The sequence below is a fragment of the Pantoea sp. FN0307 genome (genome assembly GCF_050113815.1).
Taxonomy (GTDB): Bacteria; Pseudomonadota; Gammaproteobacteria; order Enterobacterales; family Enterobacteriaceae; genus Mixta; species Mixta alhagi.
This window is the reverse complement of record NZ_JBNJSO010000002.1, coordinates 486816-503568: the sequence shown is the minus strand read 5'-3', so window position 1 is coordinate 503568 and position 16753 is coordinate 486816. Positions and strand designations below refer to the sequence as shown.

General features: G+C 53.2%; 14 protein-coding genes. 3 read left to right on the top strand and 11 right to left on the bottom strand.

The window, feature by feature from the left end; all coding sequences use genetic code 11:
* Positions 1 to 29: 29 nt before the first annotated feature.
* Positions 30 to 2306, bottom strand: a complete 2277-nt coding sequence (locus ACQE3Z_RS09940) for a molybdopterin guanine dinucleotide-containing S/N-oxide reductase (protein ID WP_426973641.1) — start codon at positions 2304 to 2306, stop codon at positions 30 to 32.
* 184 nt (positions 2307 to 2490) lie between these two features.
* Here ACQE3Z_RS09940 and galR point away from each other — a divergent pair, with 184 nt between their 5' ends.
* Positions 2491 to 3492, top strand: coding sequence for an HTH-type transcriptional regulator GalR (galR, locus tag ACQE3Z_RS09935; protein ID WP_426973640.1), 1002 nt, complete (start codon positions 2491 to 2493; stop codon positions 3490 to 3492).
* A gap of 487 nt (positions 3493 to 3979) precedes the next feature.
* Here galR and ACQE3Z_RS09930 read toward each other — a convergent pair whose 3' ends face one another.
* The 7 genes from ACQE3Z_RS09930 to ACQE3Z_RS09900 form a co-directional block, all read right to left on the bottom strand.
* On the bottom strand, positions 3980 to 4417 hold the full coding sequence (locus ACQE3Z_RS09930; RefSeq protein ID WP_426973639.1) for a hypothetical protein: 438 nt from the start codon (positions 4415 to 4417) through the stop codon (positions 3980 to 3982).
* Between the two features lie 12 nt (positions 4418 to 4429).
* On the bottom strand, positions 4430 to 5527 hold the full coding sequence (locus ACQE3Z_RS09925) for a hypothetical protein (protein ID WP_426973638.1): 1098 nt from the start codon (positions 5525 to 5527) through the stop codon (positions 4430 to 4432).
* A 949-nt stretch (positions 5528 to 6476) separates the two neighbouring features.
* Positions 6477 to 6935: a GNAT family N-acetyltransferase gene (locus ACQE3Z_RS09920; protein ID WP_426973636.1), complete on the bottom strand. Its 459-nt coding sequence runs from the start codon at positions 6933 to 6935 to the stop codon at positions 6477 to 6479.
* A complete protein-coding gene (locus ACQE3Z_RS09915) occupies positions 6932 to 7705 on the bottom strand; it encodes an FCD domain-containing protein (RefSeq protein ID WP_426973634.1) in 774 nt (257 codons plus the stop codon). Before ACQE3Z_RS09915 ends, ACQE3Z_RS09920 begins: the two co-directional genes overlap by 4 nt.
* 76 nt (positions 7706 to 7781) lie before the next feature.
* The gene (locus ACQE3Z_RS09910; RefSeq protein WP_250650791.1) at positions 7782 to 8099 is read right to left on the bottom strand and encodes a PTS sugar transporter subunit IIB; all 318 of its coding nucleotides are present in this window, start codon (positions 8097 to 8099) and stop codon (positions 7782 to 7784) included.
* Between the two features lie 10 nt (positions 8100 to 8109).
* Positions 8110 to 9537, bottom strand: coding sequence for a glycoside hydrolase family 1 protein (locus ACQE3Z_RS09905; protein WP_426973632.1), 1428 nt, complete (start codon positions 9535 to 9537; stop codon positions 8110 to 8112).
* A 9-nt stretch (positions 9538 to 9546) separates the two neighbouring features.
* Positions 9547 to 10884 (bottom strand): PTS sugar transporter subunit IIC, encoded by a 1338-nt coding sequence (locus tag ACQE3Z_RS09900; RefSeq protein ID WP_426973630.1) that lies wholly within the window; start codon positions 10882 to 10884, stop codon positions 9547 to 9549.
* A 182-nt stretch (positions 10885 to 11066) separates the two neighbouring features.
* Between ACQE3Z_RS09900 and ACQE3Z_RS09895 the strand changes: the two genes are divergently transcribed.
* The gene (locus ACQE3Z_RS09895; RefSeq protein WP_426973629.1) at positions 11067 to 11375 is read left to right on the top strand and encodes a PTS lactose/cellobiose transporter subunit IIA; all 309 of its coding nucleotides are present in this window, start codon (positions 11067 to 11069) and stop codon (positions 11373 to 11375) included.
* Between the two features lie 43 nt (positions 11376 to 11418).
* Here ACQE3Z_RS09895 and lysA read toward each other — a convergent pair whose 3' ends face one another.
* Positions 11419 to 12669, bottom strand: coding sequence for a diaminopimelate decarboxylase (gene lysA, locus ACQE3Z_RS09890; RefSeq protein WP_426973627.1), 1251 nt, complete (start codon positions 12667 to 12669; stop codon positions 11419 to 11421).
* 112 nt (positions 12670 to 12781) lie between these two features.
* Here lysA and ACQE3Z_RS09885 point away from each other — a divergent pair, with 112 nt between their 5' ends.
* Entirely contained in the window at positions 12782 to 13702 is a 921-nt protein-coding gene (locus tag ACQE3Z_RS09885; protein WP_426973626.1) for a LysR family transcriptional regulator, read from the top strand.
* A 13-nt stretch (positions 13703 to 13715) separates the two neighbouring features.
* Here the strand turns inward: ACQE3Z_RS09885 and fliB are convergent, their stop codons facing one another.
* Positions 13716 to 14927, bottom strand: a complete 1212-nt coding sequence (fliB, locus tag ACQE3Z_RS09880) for a flagellin lysine-N-methylase (RefSeq protein ID WP_426973624.1) — start codon at positions 14925 to 14927, stop codon at positions 13716 to 13718.
* A gap of 290 nt (positions 14928 to 15217) precedes the next feature.
* On the bottom strand, positions 15218 to 16381 hold the full coding sequence (locus ACQE3Z_RS09875; protein ID WP_426973623.1) for an MFS transporter: 1164 nt from the start codon (positions 16379 to 16381) through the stop codon (positions 15218 to 15220).
* Positions 16382 to 16753: the final 372 nt, after the last annotated feature.

Genomic DNA, 16753 nt, shown 5'->3' with positions numbered 1-16753 from the left:
CCGCAAAATGTAACCAGCTATGTGATTTATCAGCTCTTTTGCAATGTTTTCCGCTGACAGATCTCTACCAGGCAGGACATTGCGTTCGGCCCCTGCGTTAATAGCGAGGTGCCAATATCCAGCGTCAGAACATTAGGATTCCCGGCGCGATCCCAGGGTTGCCAGGCTCCGCCAAAGCCCGGGTCGAACCAGGCGCCGGTAGAGATGACCACCACGCCGGGTGCCAGGCCGGGGTTCAGTTGCACACCGGCCAGCATCATGCCGCGCGCGTTAAACACCTCGACTTCATCGCCATCGCTGATGCCGCGTGCCGTTGCATCCTGCGGATGCATCCACAGCGTTTCATGACCGGCGGTTTTATTCGCCTGGACGTTTGGTGTCGCATCCAGCTGGCTGTGCAAGCGATCTGCGGGCTGAACAGAGATCAGATGCAGTGGAAAACGATCCGCCTGTTCACTGCCCAGCCACTCCTGCGGTGCACGCCACTCCGGATGCCCCGCCATGTCGTCCAGTTGGAAATCCGCAATAGCCTGACAAAATAGCTCAATTTTTCCGCTGGGTGTTTTCAGCGGGCTGGCCTGAGCATCGGCGCGAAAGTCAGACATAAAAACATAGTCGCGCTCGCTGGCTGGCACCTCGGCATAGCCGCGCTGCCAGAACTGCTCAAATGACGGCCACTGCACCCCTTTGCGCTGCTGCGCTTCACCGCACTGCTGGTAAAGATGGGCGATCCATTGCATCTCATTACGGTTTTCAGTGAAGCGCTCGCGATAGCCGAGGCGCTCAGCCAGATCGGCGAAAATATCGAAATCGTTACGCGCCTGATGCTGTGGGGCAACCGCCTGATGCATGGCAAAAACATAGCGATCGCGCGAAGAGCCGCCAATGTCGTTACGCTCAAGGGTAGTGGTCACTGGCAGGACGATATCGGCCATTTTTGTCGCCGCCGTCCAGACAATGTCCTGCACAATAACCGTATCTGGCCGCTGCCAGCCCTCTACCAGCCGGTTGAGCTGCTGATGATGATGGAAAGGATTTCCGCCCGCCCAGTGCATCAGATGAATATCTGGATAGCGATGCGTTGCTCCCTGAAAGGCATAGCTTTCGCCAGGTTGCAGCAGCATATCGCAGATGCGCGCAACCGGGATCGCCAGCCCGGCCGGGTTGGGTCCGGTGGGCAACTGCGGTGCAGGCGTATCGATTCTGGGGTTGCCTACGCTGTTCATGGATCCATGCCCAAACGAGAAGCCCGCACCCGGCAGGCCCGGCTGTCCCAGCATGGCGGAGAGCGCAATCATCATCCAGTAGGGTTGTTCACCGCGATGTGCGCGCTGTACGGCGTAGGAACAGGTGATAAAGCTGCGTTTACCCGCCAGCTGACGCGCCAGCCCGGCGATGCGTTCCGCCGGCACGCCGGTAATGGCGCTGGCCCATTGCGGCGTTTTCGCTATGCCGTCGCTTTGTCCCAGCAGATACTCCCGCAGCTGCGGATAACCAACGCAGTGACTATTCAGGAAGTCACGATCCGCCGCGCCAAGGCGTTCAATTTCATACCCCAGCGCCAGCATCAGAGCGACATCCGTGTTAGGGCGAATCGCGATCCAGTCGGCATTCAGGAAGGCGGGACAATCATCGCGTAGCGGACTGACGTTAATAACGCGTGTGCCTTTTCGCGCCAGCTGCTCCAGGGCTGGTTTCAGGGTATGTTCGCCCGCTCCGCCCGATGCAACCTGCGCATTTTTCAGCGCCAGGCCGCCAAAGGCCAACACCACTTCCGCATGTTCGATAACGCTCGGCCAGTCGGTTACGCGTCCGGTCAGCGGCATATAAGTGCCGATTACATAAGGCAGGAAGAATTGTGCAGAGCCCCAACTGTAGTTACCTATTTGATCAACCCCGCCGCCGCCGTTGAAGTAAAAGCGTCGGACCAGCGTTCGCGCATGGTTTACCCGTCCAGCTGAAGACCAGCCATAGGATCCGGTGAAGATGCCGCTGGCGCCGTAACGCTCGCGCACGCGCTGGTTTTCCTCTGCCACCAGATCAAGCGCAGTTTCCCAGCCCACCGCGATGAAGTCCTCACGTCCACGCAGCGTGCGATCGCTGTTTTCCCGCGCCTTTAACCAGGAGCGACGCACCATCGGCTGCTGAATACGTTTGTCCGAATAGATCAGTTGCGGGATAGTTTGCAGCATCGGTGAAGGATTACTGTCGGCAAAAAAGGGTTCGCAGCCGGTAAGGCGGCCGTTTTCGGTTACGGCGGTAAAGGCGCCCCAGTGGGCGAGATGTGGAACTTTTTTGATCGTCATGGTGCGGGTGCAGGCGTCAGCGAAAGGAAAAGAGAGGCATGGTAGCTTTTCCCGCATGAAAAATAAAAGCGCAATAATCGGCGCGCTTTGCGACGGGGCTGACATTCTGTGCGGTTGAACTTGCGGGTCTTTTCCGCAACACTCTTGGTATGTGTAAACGTTTACCCCGGAAGGTTCTCTATTCATGGCTACGATAAAGGATGTCGCCAAACTGGCAGGTGTTTCTGTCGCCACTGTCTCTCGCGTTATCAATAATTCGCCCAAGGCCAGTGAAAATTCTCGTCTGGCGGTATTTAGCGCGATGGAAGCGTTGCAATATCACCCGAACGCTAATGCGCGTGCGCTGGCGCAACAGTCGACGGAGACCATTGGTTTAGTTGTTGGTGATGTTTCCGACCCGTTTTTCGGTGCGATGGTGAAGGCCGTTGATGAGATTGCCTGGCAGACCGGCAATTTTTTGCTGATTGGTAATGGTTATCACAATGAAGTTAAAGAGCGGCAGGCGATTGAGCAGCTAATGCGTCATCGATGCGCAGCGTTGGTGGTACATGCCAAGAAGATCCCTGACGAGGAGTTGGAGAAGCTGATGCAGCAGATGCCAGGCATGGTGCTGCTTAACCGCTCTTTGCCTGCTTTTCAGCAGCGCTGTATTGCGCTGGACGATCGTTATGGTGCCTGGCTGGCAACGCGGCATTTGATTCAGCAGGGCCACGATCAGATCGCCTTTATCTGTTCGACGCATACGATTTCCGATGCCGAGGAGCGTTTGCAGGGTTATTACGATGCGCTGAAGGAGCACAGTTTGCCCTGTAATGACCGGCTGGTGGCGTTTGGCGAGCCGGACGAGGTAGGCGGCGAGCAGGCGATGACAGAGCTGTTAGGGCGTGGACGGAATTTTACCGCCGTCGCCTGTTATAACGATTCGATGGCGGCGGGTGCGTTAGCCGTGCTGAGTGATAATGGTATTCGCGTGCCGGAGGAGATGTCGTTAATTGGCTTTGATGATGTGCTGGTGTCGCGCTATGTACGTCCGCGTTTAACCACTATCCGTTACCCGATTGTGACGATGGCGCAGCAGGCTGCCGAGCTGGCATTAGCGTTAGCAAATAATCAGCCGCTGCCGGAGGTGACGAATACGTTTAACCCAACGCTGGTACGCAGGCATTCTGTTAGCCCGCCAGGCTGAGGTTGGGCTTTGTCAGATGCCGGTTATATAAAACATTACGGGTGCCGGTCACGAGAGGGACGGGCAGTTCCGGCGGGACGGCATAAACCCATCCCTGGGGCCTCCGCCCGCGCCTTCCCTGCAGCGGGAGGCCCGCCTACTCTGCCCGTCCCTCTCCTTCCCCTTATATCCCGCTATCTTTACTTAACCTTTTAAAAATCAAAACCAGTAAGGCGGCAGCAAACAATTACAGGAGTCAGTGAGGCGGCAGCAAAAGGCACAAGAGCAAGTGAAGCGGCGGGCAGGTAGCGGAGTAAAGCCTCCGCGTCAGGGATGACGCGGCGGAGTCCCCAGGGATGGGTTCACGACGTCTTTACGCAGCGCCTGCCCGCCGCCGAACAGACTGAAATCACCCTAAACTCAGCCAGACACCGAACAGACTGAAACCACCCTAAACTTCAGCCCTGAAGCCGAACAAAACCAAAGCACCACAGAAAGCACATGACATTCAAATTGAAAGAGCTAACCTGGATAGCAAAATTTTTCCCTGAGCAACGTAATACACGCCATCAAACAAAAACAAGCATCCCTCATGCTCTAACACGCTAAACCCTTTATTTCCACACTCAAAATAGACACCAATACTCCCTTCCTCAATTCCTTCCAGCTTGTACTCATAGATATCAGTTATCTTCTTGCCAACGTAACTGGCTAATTCATTAGCTGTCTGTACCGGCCAGGCAAATTCATCGTCAATATCTTTGATATCCCTAAGTTCGGGTTCTGTTTTTTCATATGTCCAGGTTAAAACGCCTTCATCAATACTTAACGATACCCAACCAGAATCAGAACACTGGAAAAACAACACAAGCATCCGACAAACCATCTCATCCTCTATGTAAAAAGAACGAAACCTAAAATCTTTAAAATATTCATTAGCCAACATACACTCCCCCTTTTAAAATTTCGATGACCTTTCAGGAATTAAGGTATCAAAATCATATTTATCATCAGATAGAACTCTTAAACTTACGGTACTGTTTGTCTTTTCACTATAGACATGGATTAAATCATACTTACCCCGGACAGAGGAACTGGGGAGGATCGTGCTAATCTGCGTTGCGTTTTCTAACGTTTCCTTCACTATTTCTTTTGCCTGCTCAATGCCAGCTTTACTTGCCTCATAAGGTAAACGTCCTTGTCCAATCTTGACTCCTAACTTTCTGTTAAGGTTGGCTGATTGTGTAAAAATGAAGTCGCTAACATTACCAAAATTTTTAAGTTTTACCCTTTCTCCTTCGATTTTATTCATAGCTTTAACCGCTGCACTCTTCGTTTTTATAGAAGAGTGAAAAACCTCGGGAGATATTCTTCCCATCGTTAAGCCAGCGGCTATCGAAGCACCTGTTATAAGCAAACCTTTGGTCTGATCCGACATTATCTGGTCATAACCGGCGGGTGCCTCGCCTCCCAGTTGTTGCGCGATCAGCCTGAACCCTTCAGGGTTGCCGTTATAAATTCCACCTGCCGCCAGCAGCCGTCCGGCGGCTTTGCTGTTGATAGTGCTCAGCGGCGTGGGCTGCTTTATTTGGGTCTGGCGGGCAGGTAACACCGTGGGACGCGGTTTTCCGCCCCGTTTTCTGTAGTCGCGGCGGGCAACCGACCGGTTATATTCCCGGATAATAGCCCGCGCTCCGTCAAACTTAAACGCCAGCGGGTCGCGGCAAATCAGTGCGCCGTGCTCATCAATATAAAACAGCCTTCCCTTTGCGAAAGAAAACCCACCGAGCATCACCACCTCGCCGCTGAATACCATTCTTTGTAGCTTTTCCTGCTCACGCGGCCCATGCGGCGGCGGCTGGTTGGTATAACCGTTAAAGTCGCGCTCATACATATTAATCAGCTTAAAATTCAGCGTCTGGCGGTCATTAAAAACATATTTATCTTTAATTCTGGACCAGGAAAAAACAGGGCTGGTTATTTTCTCATATCTTTCTGGTGACAAATCGTCACGCGGCAGGTAATAAACATCGTTTCCGGGCAGGCTGAAACTCACACACCATATCCTTATGGTAAAAATAACTGATCCAACCATTACATAATTAATGGATTTGCTTCAAGCCAGAATAATCTATTCTTTTAACCCGAACGCACTTTCAGAATAATGGGTTGAATCATATATTTACTGCAAATAATAACGGGTATAGTTTATATGAAAAGGTAATCCAGAATGGATATTAAAACCAACCATATAAGTTGTAATAAATATTAATTTTAGCCACTTTAAAGACTAGCACAACGATATATCGAATGTGATGTTTTCCCGTTACGAAAAAGTTGATTGATGCCGGTCACGAGAGGGTTACTGGTGCTGGTCAAAACAAGGCTACTGGTGCTGGTCAAAACAAGGCTACTGGTGCCGGTCACGAGAGGGACGGGCAGTTCCGGCGGGACGGCATAAACCCATCCCTGGGGCCTCCGCCGCGCCTTCCCTGCCGCGGGAGGCCCGCCTACTCTGCCCGTCCCTCTCATTCCCCTTATATCCCGCTATCTTTACTTAACCTTTTAAAAATCAAAACCAGTAAGGCGATGGCAAACAAGCACAGGAGTCAGTAAGGCGGCAGCAAAAGGCACAATAGCAAGTGAAGCGGCGGGCAGGTAGCGGAGTAAAGCCTCCGCGTCAGGGATGACGCGGCGGAGTCCCCAGGGATGGGTTCACGACGTCTTTACGCAGCGCCTGCCCGCCGCTGAGCGAACTGAAATCACCCTAAACTCAGCCAGCCGCCGAACAGACTGAAATCACCTTAAACTCAGCCAGCCACCGAACAGACTGAAATCACCCTAAACTCAGCCAGCCACCGAACAGACTGAAACCACCTTAAACTCAGCCAGCCGCCGAACAGACTGAAACCACCCTTAACCCAGCCAGCCGCCGAACAGACTGAAATCACCCTAAACTCAGCCAGACACCGAACAGAGTGAACCCCCGCGCGCGCTAACGCTTATCACAGCGCCTTGTGATACAAGCGAACCACCACATCCGGATAATCCAACGCATCGCCGATATAACGCCAGCCAAAACGCTCGTAATAATCCGCACACAACGAATACAAATAGAGATCCGGAAAACCCCGTGCCCGACACCAGGCTTCAGCATAACTTTGCAGCGCCGCGCTTAACCCACTGCCGCGCGCGCTTTCATCCACATACAATGCCGCCAGCCACGGAAAAAGATCCTGACGGCTAATCAAATCGCAACGCCAGACGCCTACCGTCCCCACGGCACGAACGCCATCCAGCGCCACAAACGTCTGCGGGAAATCAGCGCCGCGCACGCTGCTCTCTATCACGCTGGCGAAAAAAGCGCGGCTCTGCTGATCGCCAAACGCCTGCCACAGCCACTCCACCAGCTGCGGCTGATACTGCGGAGCCTCAGATAACGGAACAATATGCCAGCGGCTCATACCAGCTTACCCTGAAAAATTGGTACTGACTCAAACAGATAACCATCAAAATCTGGCGCATCGGCATCCGACAGCTCCATCAGCGTATTCTTCACATTCTCCAGATGCTGCCACATTCCCTGCCAGGCTCCCATCACATCGCGTCGCCGCAAAGCGGCCAGAATCGTCTGATGATCGCTCAGCCACTTCAAACGGTAACTGCGCGTCTCAATATGCCTGCGCAACTGCTGCCACAGCAGATTATTTTCATGATGCCGCCAGATACTTTTTACCGTATCCATCAGCATCTGATTCTGCGTCGCACCCGCCAGCAAAAGATGAAACAAGCGATCGTTATCCTGACTGGTATCGTCCAGCGCAATTGCGCGCTGCTCCTGTTCCAGCGTGCGGCGTAAATTTTCAATATCGGCTTTGGTCGCCATGCGCGCAGCGAAAGCGGCAATATTGCTCTCCAGCAGCTGACGCGCCTGCAACATCTCAAATGGGCCGACATCGCTGCGGAAAAAAGCTTCCTCTTCATCGCTGCTGGCGCTGGGAATACGCATCACATACACGCCAGAACTTTGACGAATATCGACCGTTCCCTCCAGCTCCAGCATCAGCAACGCCTCGCGAACGATGGTTCGGCTCACGCCCCACGTCTCAGCAAGATGGCGCTCCGGCGGTAAGCGTGAGCCAACCGGATAAAGCCCGGCCACAATCTGCTGGCGCAAATGTTCGCCAATCTCCTGATACTGCTTTCTCTCTTGCGGCGCTGCGCCCTTATCCACTTCATCACCCTTAGTCCGTTGACTACACCATCCCGTAGCGCCTGATTAACCGGTAACAACAGATGGCAACACGTCGCTAGTTTATCAAAGCCAGCGCCTGATCGAGTACTTTTGCGCCATTTAGCGTGCCGTAAGCCAGCGTATCGATCACTGCGATCGGGATCCGTTGACTGTCGGTCAGCTTACGGTTCTCCTCCAGCTTAAAACGCACCTGCGGCCCCAGCAGCACCACGGCTACCTCGCCAGCATAGTTTTGTAGCTCCTCGCGCAACTCTTGCTCCGGAATAGCATAAATCTGGTAGTTCAGGCCGCGTGCCGCCGCCTCTTTCTCCATGCGCGTCACCACCATTGAGGTCGACATACCTGCAGCGCAGGCCAGTATGATACGTTTCATTTTCGGCTCCTTATCGGGGTTGATCATCCAGCGTCAGGGTCAGCTGGCGGCTATCACGCAGCTGGCGAAACCAGCGCGCTGACTTCTTCATGCGTCGCTGACGCTGATTCTCTAAATCGATTTCAATCAGGCCATAGCGATTTTTAAAGGCGTTCATTGGCGAAACGTTATCGGTAAAAGCCCACAGCATATAGCCCCGACAGTTAATGCCCGCCTGACGGGCAAGTAATGCTTCATATAAATGCTCAGCGATAAAATCGATGCGGTAATCGTCCTGAATCTCACCCTGTGCATTCCTGAAACGCGCTTCGTTCTCAATTCCCATGCCGTTTTCTGCAATAAACCACGGAAAATTGCCGTACTCATCACGCATCCGGCAGGCGATATCCGCCACAATGCGTGGCTGAATCTCCCAGCCGCGTGACGGATTCATCCTGCGGCCCGGCAGCTCAAACGGCTCATAATAACGAGCGGGATGAAACGGCGTTTCGGCAGGCCAGGCGCGCGACGGCGCTTTTACCCGATGCGGATAGTAAAGATTCAACCCCACTTCATCGACGCGATGCGCCGCGATCAATGCCAGATCTTCATCACTGTATTCCCACGCAACCTGATGCTGCGCTAACAGCTGCAACAGCGCTGGCGGGTACTCGCCTTTGATCGCTGGATCGAGAAACACCCGGTTGTAGAACAGGTCATACATCTCTGCGGCATGTCTGTCGTGCGGCGCGCTGGAACGCGGCCAGGTTACCTCCGGGTTTAAAATCGTTCCGATGCTGCCCGGCCAGCCTCCGGCGCGAAACAGCGCCACAACGCGCGCGGTCGCCAGATTTTTATGATGATTCCACTGCATCCAGGTCGCGGTACTTTGCTGATACGGCCAGCGCAGCGCGTCAAGGTATACGCGGGTTTGCACCACAATGGGTTCATTAAACACAAACCAGCGTTTAACCCGATGGGCATAGCGCGCAAACACCGTCTCCGCGTAGCGAACAAAGAGATCCACCACCTTTCTCGCGCCCCAGCCGCCATACTTTTCCAGTAGCGTCGCCGGCAGCTCGTAATGCTCCAGGCAGAGCATCGGCTCAATGCCACTGGCCTCCATCTCATCAAGCAGACTGTCGTAATAGCGGGCGTACTCCTCATCCACTTCCGCCGTTTCATAATCCAGCAGAAAGCGCGACCAGTTAATAGAGGTGCGATAGTGCGTCAGCCCACAGGCTTTCATTAGCGCCACATCTTCCCGATAGCGATTGATAAAATCGGTCGCTACCGCCGGGCCGTAGCCGTTATGCCAGACATGTCGATCGTGCTGATACCAGGCATCCAGATAAGAGTCCTGCCCCGCCTTCTTACCGTGCCAGCCTTCGGTTTGCCAGGCGGACGCCGCCGCGCCCAGCATAAAATCCACGGGAATATCGATAGTGACTTTGCTCATCTCTGTTCCTTAAGACTGCGCCAGTTCTGGCTGCTGCAGGGCTTTCGCCTCGGCGGCTTCGGCGCGGCGTGCGGCAATTTTGACAAACGGCAGATAGATCAGCACCGAAACCACAATACACACCAGCTGGGTTACCACCGCGCCCATTGAACCGGCGGTAGAGAGCCAGGCATTAATAATCGGCGGCGTTGTCCAGGGCACCATCACCACCGCTTTACCCGCAAACCCCGTGAGCGTCGCGAAATAGCCGATGGTGCCGGTTACCAGCGGCGTAATAATGAAAGGGATCGCCAGGATAGGATTCAACATAATCGGCATACCGAAAATTACCGGCTCATTGATATTAAACAACCCTGGTCCAAACGAAAGCTTGGCGATCTCGCGCATCTCTTTACGTTTGGTTGCCAGCATCACCGCCGTCAGCAGGCCGATGGTCAGGCCAGAGCCACCAATACTCATATAGACATCCCAAAACGGCATGGTAATGATATTGGGTGCCTCTTTTCCCTGCTCGAAGGCGTTCATGTTCACCAGAATCGCTCCCAGCAACAGCGGCTCACGGATCGGTTTAATCATTTGATTGCCATGAATGCCAATCACCCAGAACAGCTGGGCGACAAACATCAGCAGTAAAATGCCCCACAGGCTCTGCACCACCGATTCCAGCGGCTGTTGCACCACACGATAAACCGCATCGTAGAGGTAGAGTCCACTGACCCGATGGAAAATAAAGCCGAAGGTGGCGATAGCCGACACGGTAATGATCGCCGGGATCAACGCAGAGAAAGAGGCGGAAACATTGGGCGGCACGGTATCGGGCATTTTGATTTTTAGCCGCTCAACATTTTCCAGCCGACAATATATTTCTACCGATAAGATAGCGATAAACATACCGAGAAACAGGCTTTTGGTATCAGAAAACTGCTTCGCCAGCACATCGGTAACCAGCCGCATCTGCCCGTCGACCATCATCTGCAGCGTGGTCGGCGTAACGGCAATAAAGCAGATTACCGCCAGCAGGCCGGGAAACAGCGTTTTGATGCCGTTAATCCGCCCCAGCTCAATACCGATTAAAAATACCGCGCCGATATTCAGGAAGCTGAGCGTGGCGTAGTTAATACTGGTGGTAATGGGTTTGAGATCGGCCAGGAAAGAGAGCGCCTGGAAACTGGCCAGGCCGTTTTTAGCATCCAGCACCATATTAGAGATCAGCACTGAAAAAGCGCCCACGATAATCACCGGCATCAGCGTAATAAAAGACGCTTTGATCGCCATAATATAGCGATAGCTGTTAAAGCGCGTGGCGAAGCTCCCCAGCGAGTCAATCAGTCGATCCTGTAGAGACATAAGCAATAACCTCAGGGTAAGTGAGTAATCGTCCTGTTGTGACAACCCAACCCTTCCCTGATATGGCATACCAAAATTAGCCGAATGCACGCTTTTTTCTGTGAGCTTTAGCGCAGTTCGCTTATTTGGTATTCCAATATGATGATTAACCCAAATCTGGTATACCAATAATCGAGGTGAGTATGGATTTTGAACAGGTCATCATGGAACTGCTGATTAACGCTGGCGAGGCGCGTTCTCATGCAATGAGCGCTATTCAGGCAGCGCGTCGACGTGAATGGCAGCAGGCGGACCAGGCGCTGACTGCCTCGGCAGAAGCCTCTAAAGCGGCGCATCGCATTCAAACGCAGTTGATCGGGGCTGATGAGGGCGAAGGAAAGTTACCGGTGACCTTGATCCTGGTACATGCGCAGGATCATTTGATGAACGCTATGCTCTGCCGGGATCTGGCAGAAGAGATCGTATTACTGCGTAAAGAGCTGCTGGCGTAAAAAGCAGGCCGTTCCCGCTAGCGCAGCAGAAACGGCCCTCTGTTTATAGCTCCAGCGCCAGCAGCTCCTGGATGGTCTGGCGACGGCGGATTTCGCGCGCTTCGCCGCCATCAAACAGCACCTCCGGGATCAGCGGACGGCTGTTGTAATTGGAAGACATCGATGCGCCGTACGCGCCGGTATCATGAAACACCAGATAATCGCCCGGTGCCGTTACCGGAAGCAGGCGGGTTTCAACCTTGCCGCCTTCCAGCTGGGTAAAGACATCGCCCGATTCGCATAGCGGCCCCGCCACCACGGTTTCACGCTGCTCTCTTTGTGCAGCAGCGCCGTCAGCAGAAAGCAATGAAATATGATGGTAACTGCCGTACATCGAAGGACGCATAAGATCGCTGAAGCCTGCATCCACCAGTACAAAATGGCGGCTGCCCATCTCTTTCACCGCCCGCACCTGCGCAACCAGAACCCCTGCCTCGGCCACCAGGAAACGTCCCGGCTCGATCTCTAATTTCACCGCATGGCCCAGATGCGCCGCAATACGTTCGCGCGCGCTGTGCCACAGGTTGTAATAGTGCTGCGTATCGATCGCCTCTTCACCGTAACGATAAGGGATCGACAGCCCGCCGCCAGCAGAGATCGCCGTGATATCCCGATCCAGCGCGATAACCTGGCTTACCATCGCATCGCATACCTGTTCCAGATGGCCATAGTCCACCCCGGAACCGATATGCATATGAATGCCTGCCAGTTGCAGATCGTACTGCTGAATAGCGTCCAGCGCCTGCGGCAAGTCGCTGTGCCAGATACCATGCTTGCTGTTTTCGCCGCCAGTATTGGTTTTTTGACTGTGTCCGTGGCCAAAGCCCGGATTAACCCGCAGCCAAACCGGATGACCCGGCGAGCGCTCGCCTAGCTGATGCAGCATGTCCACCGATCCGGCATTGACCGGAATGCACAGCTCGGCAATGCGTGCCAGCGTGGGTTTATCCAGCACGTCAGCGGTAAACACGATCTCATCGCCACCCGCCACATAGCCTGCCGCCAGCGCACGCTCAATTTCGCCCAGAGAAACGGAATCGACCTTCACGCCCGCTTCACGCATCAGACGCAGAATATGGATATTCGAGCAGGCTTTCTGAGCGAAACGCACCACGTCAAACTGCTGTAGCTGGGCGATGCGCTGGCGAATAATATTAGCGTCATAAGCCCAAAATGGACCATCATAGCGTTCGGTGAGCGGCAGCAGATTTGCGGCGTTCAGGGCGCTGTCAGCGTGATTGAGCGGGCGCGGCATAATACGTCTCCTTGAAATTTTCTCTATTACGCCATAGCCCTTCTAGAGAGAAAAATATCTGTTTCTGCAGAGTCTATGCAAATATGATATGGCTTTCGCTTCCGGAGAGATCATGGCTAACATCACCCATCGGCATATAGAGATTTTTCACGCGGTGATGACCAGCGGCAATCTCACTGCCGCTGCCGAACTGCTGCATACCTCTCAGCCAACCGTTAGCCGCGAGCTGGCTCGGTTTGAAAAATTAACCGGGCTGAGCCTGTTCGAACGCGTACGTGGTCGTTTGCAGCCTACCGTGCAGGGCCTGCGCCTGTTTGAAGAGGTGCAACGATCCTGGTACGGTCTCGATCGCATTATCAGCGCAGCGGAAGGGTTGCGTCAGTTTCGCCAGGGCGAACTCTCTATCGCCTGTCTGCCGGTTTTCTCTCAGTCTTTGCTGCCGCCACTCTGCCAGCCTTTTTTACAGCGCTATCCCGACCTCAGTTTGAATATTATCCCACAGGAATCGCCATTGCTGGAGGAGTGGCTGTCAGCCCAGCGCCACGATCTCGGCCTGACCGAAACCCATGTTACGCCCGCCGGCACCGAGCGCATCGAGCTGTTAACGCTAAATGAGGTTTGCGTTTTGCCTGCCGATCACCCGTTAGCCTCGCGCAAGCAGCTTACGCCACAGGACTTTGCCGGGGAAAGCTATATCAGCCTGTCGCGCAGCGATAGCTATCGACAGCTGTTGGATGCGCTGTTTCATGAACAGAACGTACAGCGCAGGATGGTAATGGAAACGCACAGCGCGGCGTCGGTATGTGCGATGGTGCGGGCAGGTATCGGCATTTCAGTAGTGAATCCGCTGACGGCGCTTGATTATGCAGCCAGCGGCATTGCCATCAGACGTTTTAGTGTGGAAGTGCCCTTTACGGTGAGCCTGATCCGCCCGCTGCATCGTCCGGCGTCGGCGTTGGTTAGCGCCTTTAGCCAGCATCTGCAGCATGAGACCGCACAGTTTCAGGTGAAGCTCGACGCGCTGCTTGATTAACCGGTCGGCGCAGTTAACCTAACAGCAACAGGCAGGAGAGATCATCTCCGCCGTTTATTTCGTTAATGGCTTTATCGAGGTTATCCGCTGTTTGGGCAGAATGGCCGACATACTGGTAATAGTCGGCAAACAGAGTAAGCACATCCTCCTGTTTAATGTCTTTATACAGCGACTTCACCGCAAGTGAAATTTTGAGGAAGAAATAGTCCATCACCATGCGGTAAAACAGCCGCATAATAAGCGAAAGATCTTTGCCGGGAAACCAGCTGGTATAGATCTGATAAAGTAAATAATTGCGCAACACATAAGGATCTTTCAGACATGATGTGGCACAAAGCTGCTGCCATTGCTGATTAAGATGAGCGAATTTATTTTTCAGATCAGCTTTATTAGAAACTTCTTCCTCAAGATATTCCGCAATAGAAATATAATCAGTGCGAAGAGAGTAATTCCGCGTGGTAGTATTTATATCTTTATAAATTGCCATAATTGCGCGAAGCTTCAACAAGGCCGACTGCTCTCGTTCTTCGTTATTGACTGACAGTTGACCGCTGTGTAGCGACGCGAGTAATTCTTCATAGAACGCTTCAGCTTCAGCAAGCCGCCCCGACAAATCAAAATTTATACGCTGTAGATACAAAACAAACTGCGCCAGGGCGAATAAGTTGGCCTCAATATCGTTACTTTGCGCCGCGATCAGGTTCCAGGCAAACAGGTGAATAAGCTGATTGGCTTGCCCTAAGCTATCCTTATAAAGCAGTTTACTTTTAGCCGCTGAGGCAAGAAGGTTGATTTCTTCGTGCTGTTGCATACTGTCTTCAGCAAATAAGACCAGACGCACCACTTCAGAACAGGCCATCGTCAGGCCACGGCGTAACTGATCGCCCCAGATACGCTCTGTCCTTGGATAGATCGCACAGGTTGGAGAGAGCGCGTCGCCCCCTAACTTTTGGTGCACTCTACATAACTTGTCGGCTGTAAAAAAAGGACACGTTCCCTCGTCATTAAACTTAATAATGGAATATTTCTTTCTTCCCGCCCGGGTTAACGCAAGGGCGTTCTTCGCCACGCTTCTTATTTCTTCATCGCGCGAATTAATATAGTTATCATGTGTTTTTTTATCTATGTAAATAATCCATCCATGGCAACAGTGATTTAAGCATTCCGGACCCGTGCATCTGAACTTTTTATAAAAGTTTGGGGTGATGATTTTGCGTACTTTCATAGATTAACACCCTGATATAAAACCGCTAAGGTAACATAAAGTGTTAATAACCCAATGGGATATAAGCGCACACTTTAGCGCGCAATTAGGCATAACACGTTCGGATAACAGAGAGAGTTATACGATGGATAACCAAACAATTCCCGGCGAGCAGATTGATGATTTAGGTTTTATAAGAATGTCTGGAAACAGCGTGGATAAGGCAATGAAAGGGATACAACATGGAGGAAAGTAGCCTGGCGGGCAGCGCTGACGACGCGAGGCCGCCAGCGCATTAACGCTCAGTTGAATTACGCGTTTACCGGCTGCGCTTTACCGTTGGCGCGACGGAAGGTAATCAGGCAGACAATCAGGCCGATTGCAGCCAGCACGGCGGCTGCCACCGGTACCGCAGTCAGGCCGTAGCCGCCTTCAATAACCGCACCACCAACCCAGGCACCCAGCGCATTGCCTACGTTAAACGCAGAAATGTTCAGGGTAGAAACCAGGTTCGGCGCCTCTTTACCGTGGCGCACCACGTTAATCTGCAGCCCCGGCACGGTAGCAAATGTTGCCATCGCCCACAGGAACAGGGTGATTTCCGCCAGCCACAGCCCATGACTGGTCCAGCTAAAGGCCAGCGAGAAAAGCGCAATCAGCGCAAAGCTCAGGATCAGGCTGAAAGAAACTTTCCAGTCCGCCAGCTTGCCGCCGATGATATTGCCTACCGTCAGACCCGCGCCGATCAGGAACAGCGTCCAGCTCACGCCGCGATTGCTGATGCCGGTAACCTGCAACAGCAGCGGTGCGATATAACTAAACAGAGCAAACATTGCCGCCGCAAAGCAGACCGTCATCAGCAGCGACAGCCAGAGCTTACCATTCGCCAGCGCACTGATTTCACTGCCGAGATGCACCGGCTTCTCATCTTTATTAGTCGGCAGGCTAACGATCAAAGCCACAAAGGCCAGTACGCCAATTATCGCTACGCCCCAGAAGGTGGCGCGCCAGCCAAACAGCTGACCAAACCAGGTACCGAGCGGTACGCCCAGTACGTTAGCCAGCGTCAGGCCGGTGAACATGAGCGCAACCGCTGAAGCCTGACGATTAGGCGCAACCAGGCTGGCAGCCACCACCGAACCGATACCAAAAAAGGCACCATGACACAGCGCGGTAACAACACGTGCCAGCATCAACAGGTTATAGCTATAAGCCAGTGCGCACAGGATGTTGCCGATAATAAAAATCGACATCAGCAGGATCAGCGTGCGCTTGCGCGGTAACCGTGCGGTCAGCAGCGCCATGACCGGCGCGCCGATTGCGACGCCCAGCGCATAGCCGCTGATCAGCCAGCCGGCGGAAGGGATCGACACGCGCAGATCGCCCGCCACCTCCGGCAGTAACCCCATAATAACGAACTCAGTGGTGCCGATTGCAAACGCACTCAGCGCCAGCGCCAGTAATGAAACAGGCATAACATTCTCCAGAAACGATGATTGCAGACTCCAGGCAGGCCGCTGTCAGGCAGCGGATTGGATGACGCGTTGTAATGCTGCATCTATTTATTGCGCCACGCGGCTATTAAAGCACAGCGCTAATGTGACAAACACCCCGAAACCGGCAAGGGTTTATTGCGCTACGAGCAATAATCCTGCACTGAACAGTTACGCAGCGCACATCGTCTTTAAGAGGATTCCTTTAAGCACACTTAACGATTAACAGCGGTATTTTGATAAAGTTGCTCTTCACTATCCTTCAATGCTGCGAAATGTAACGTTATTGTGATTTTTAGCCGATATATTAAGCAATAAAGAAAGCGCAGCGGCTGCCGATATCCTGACAAGGTA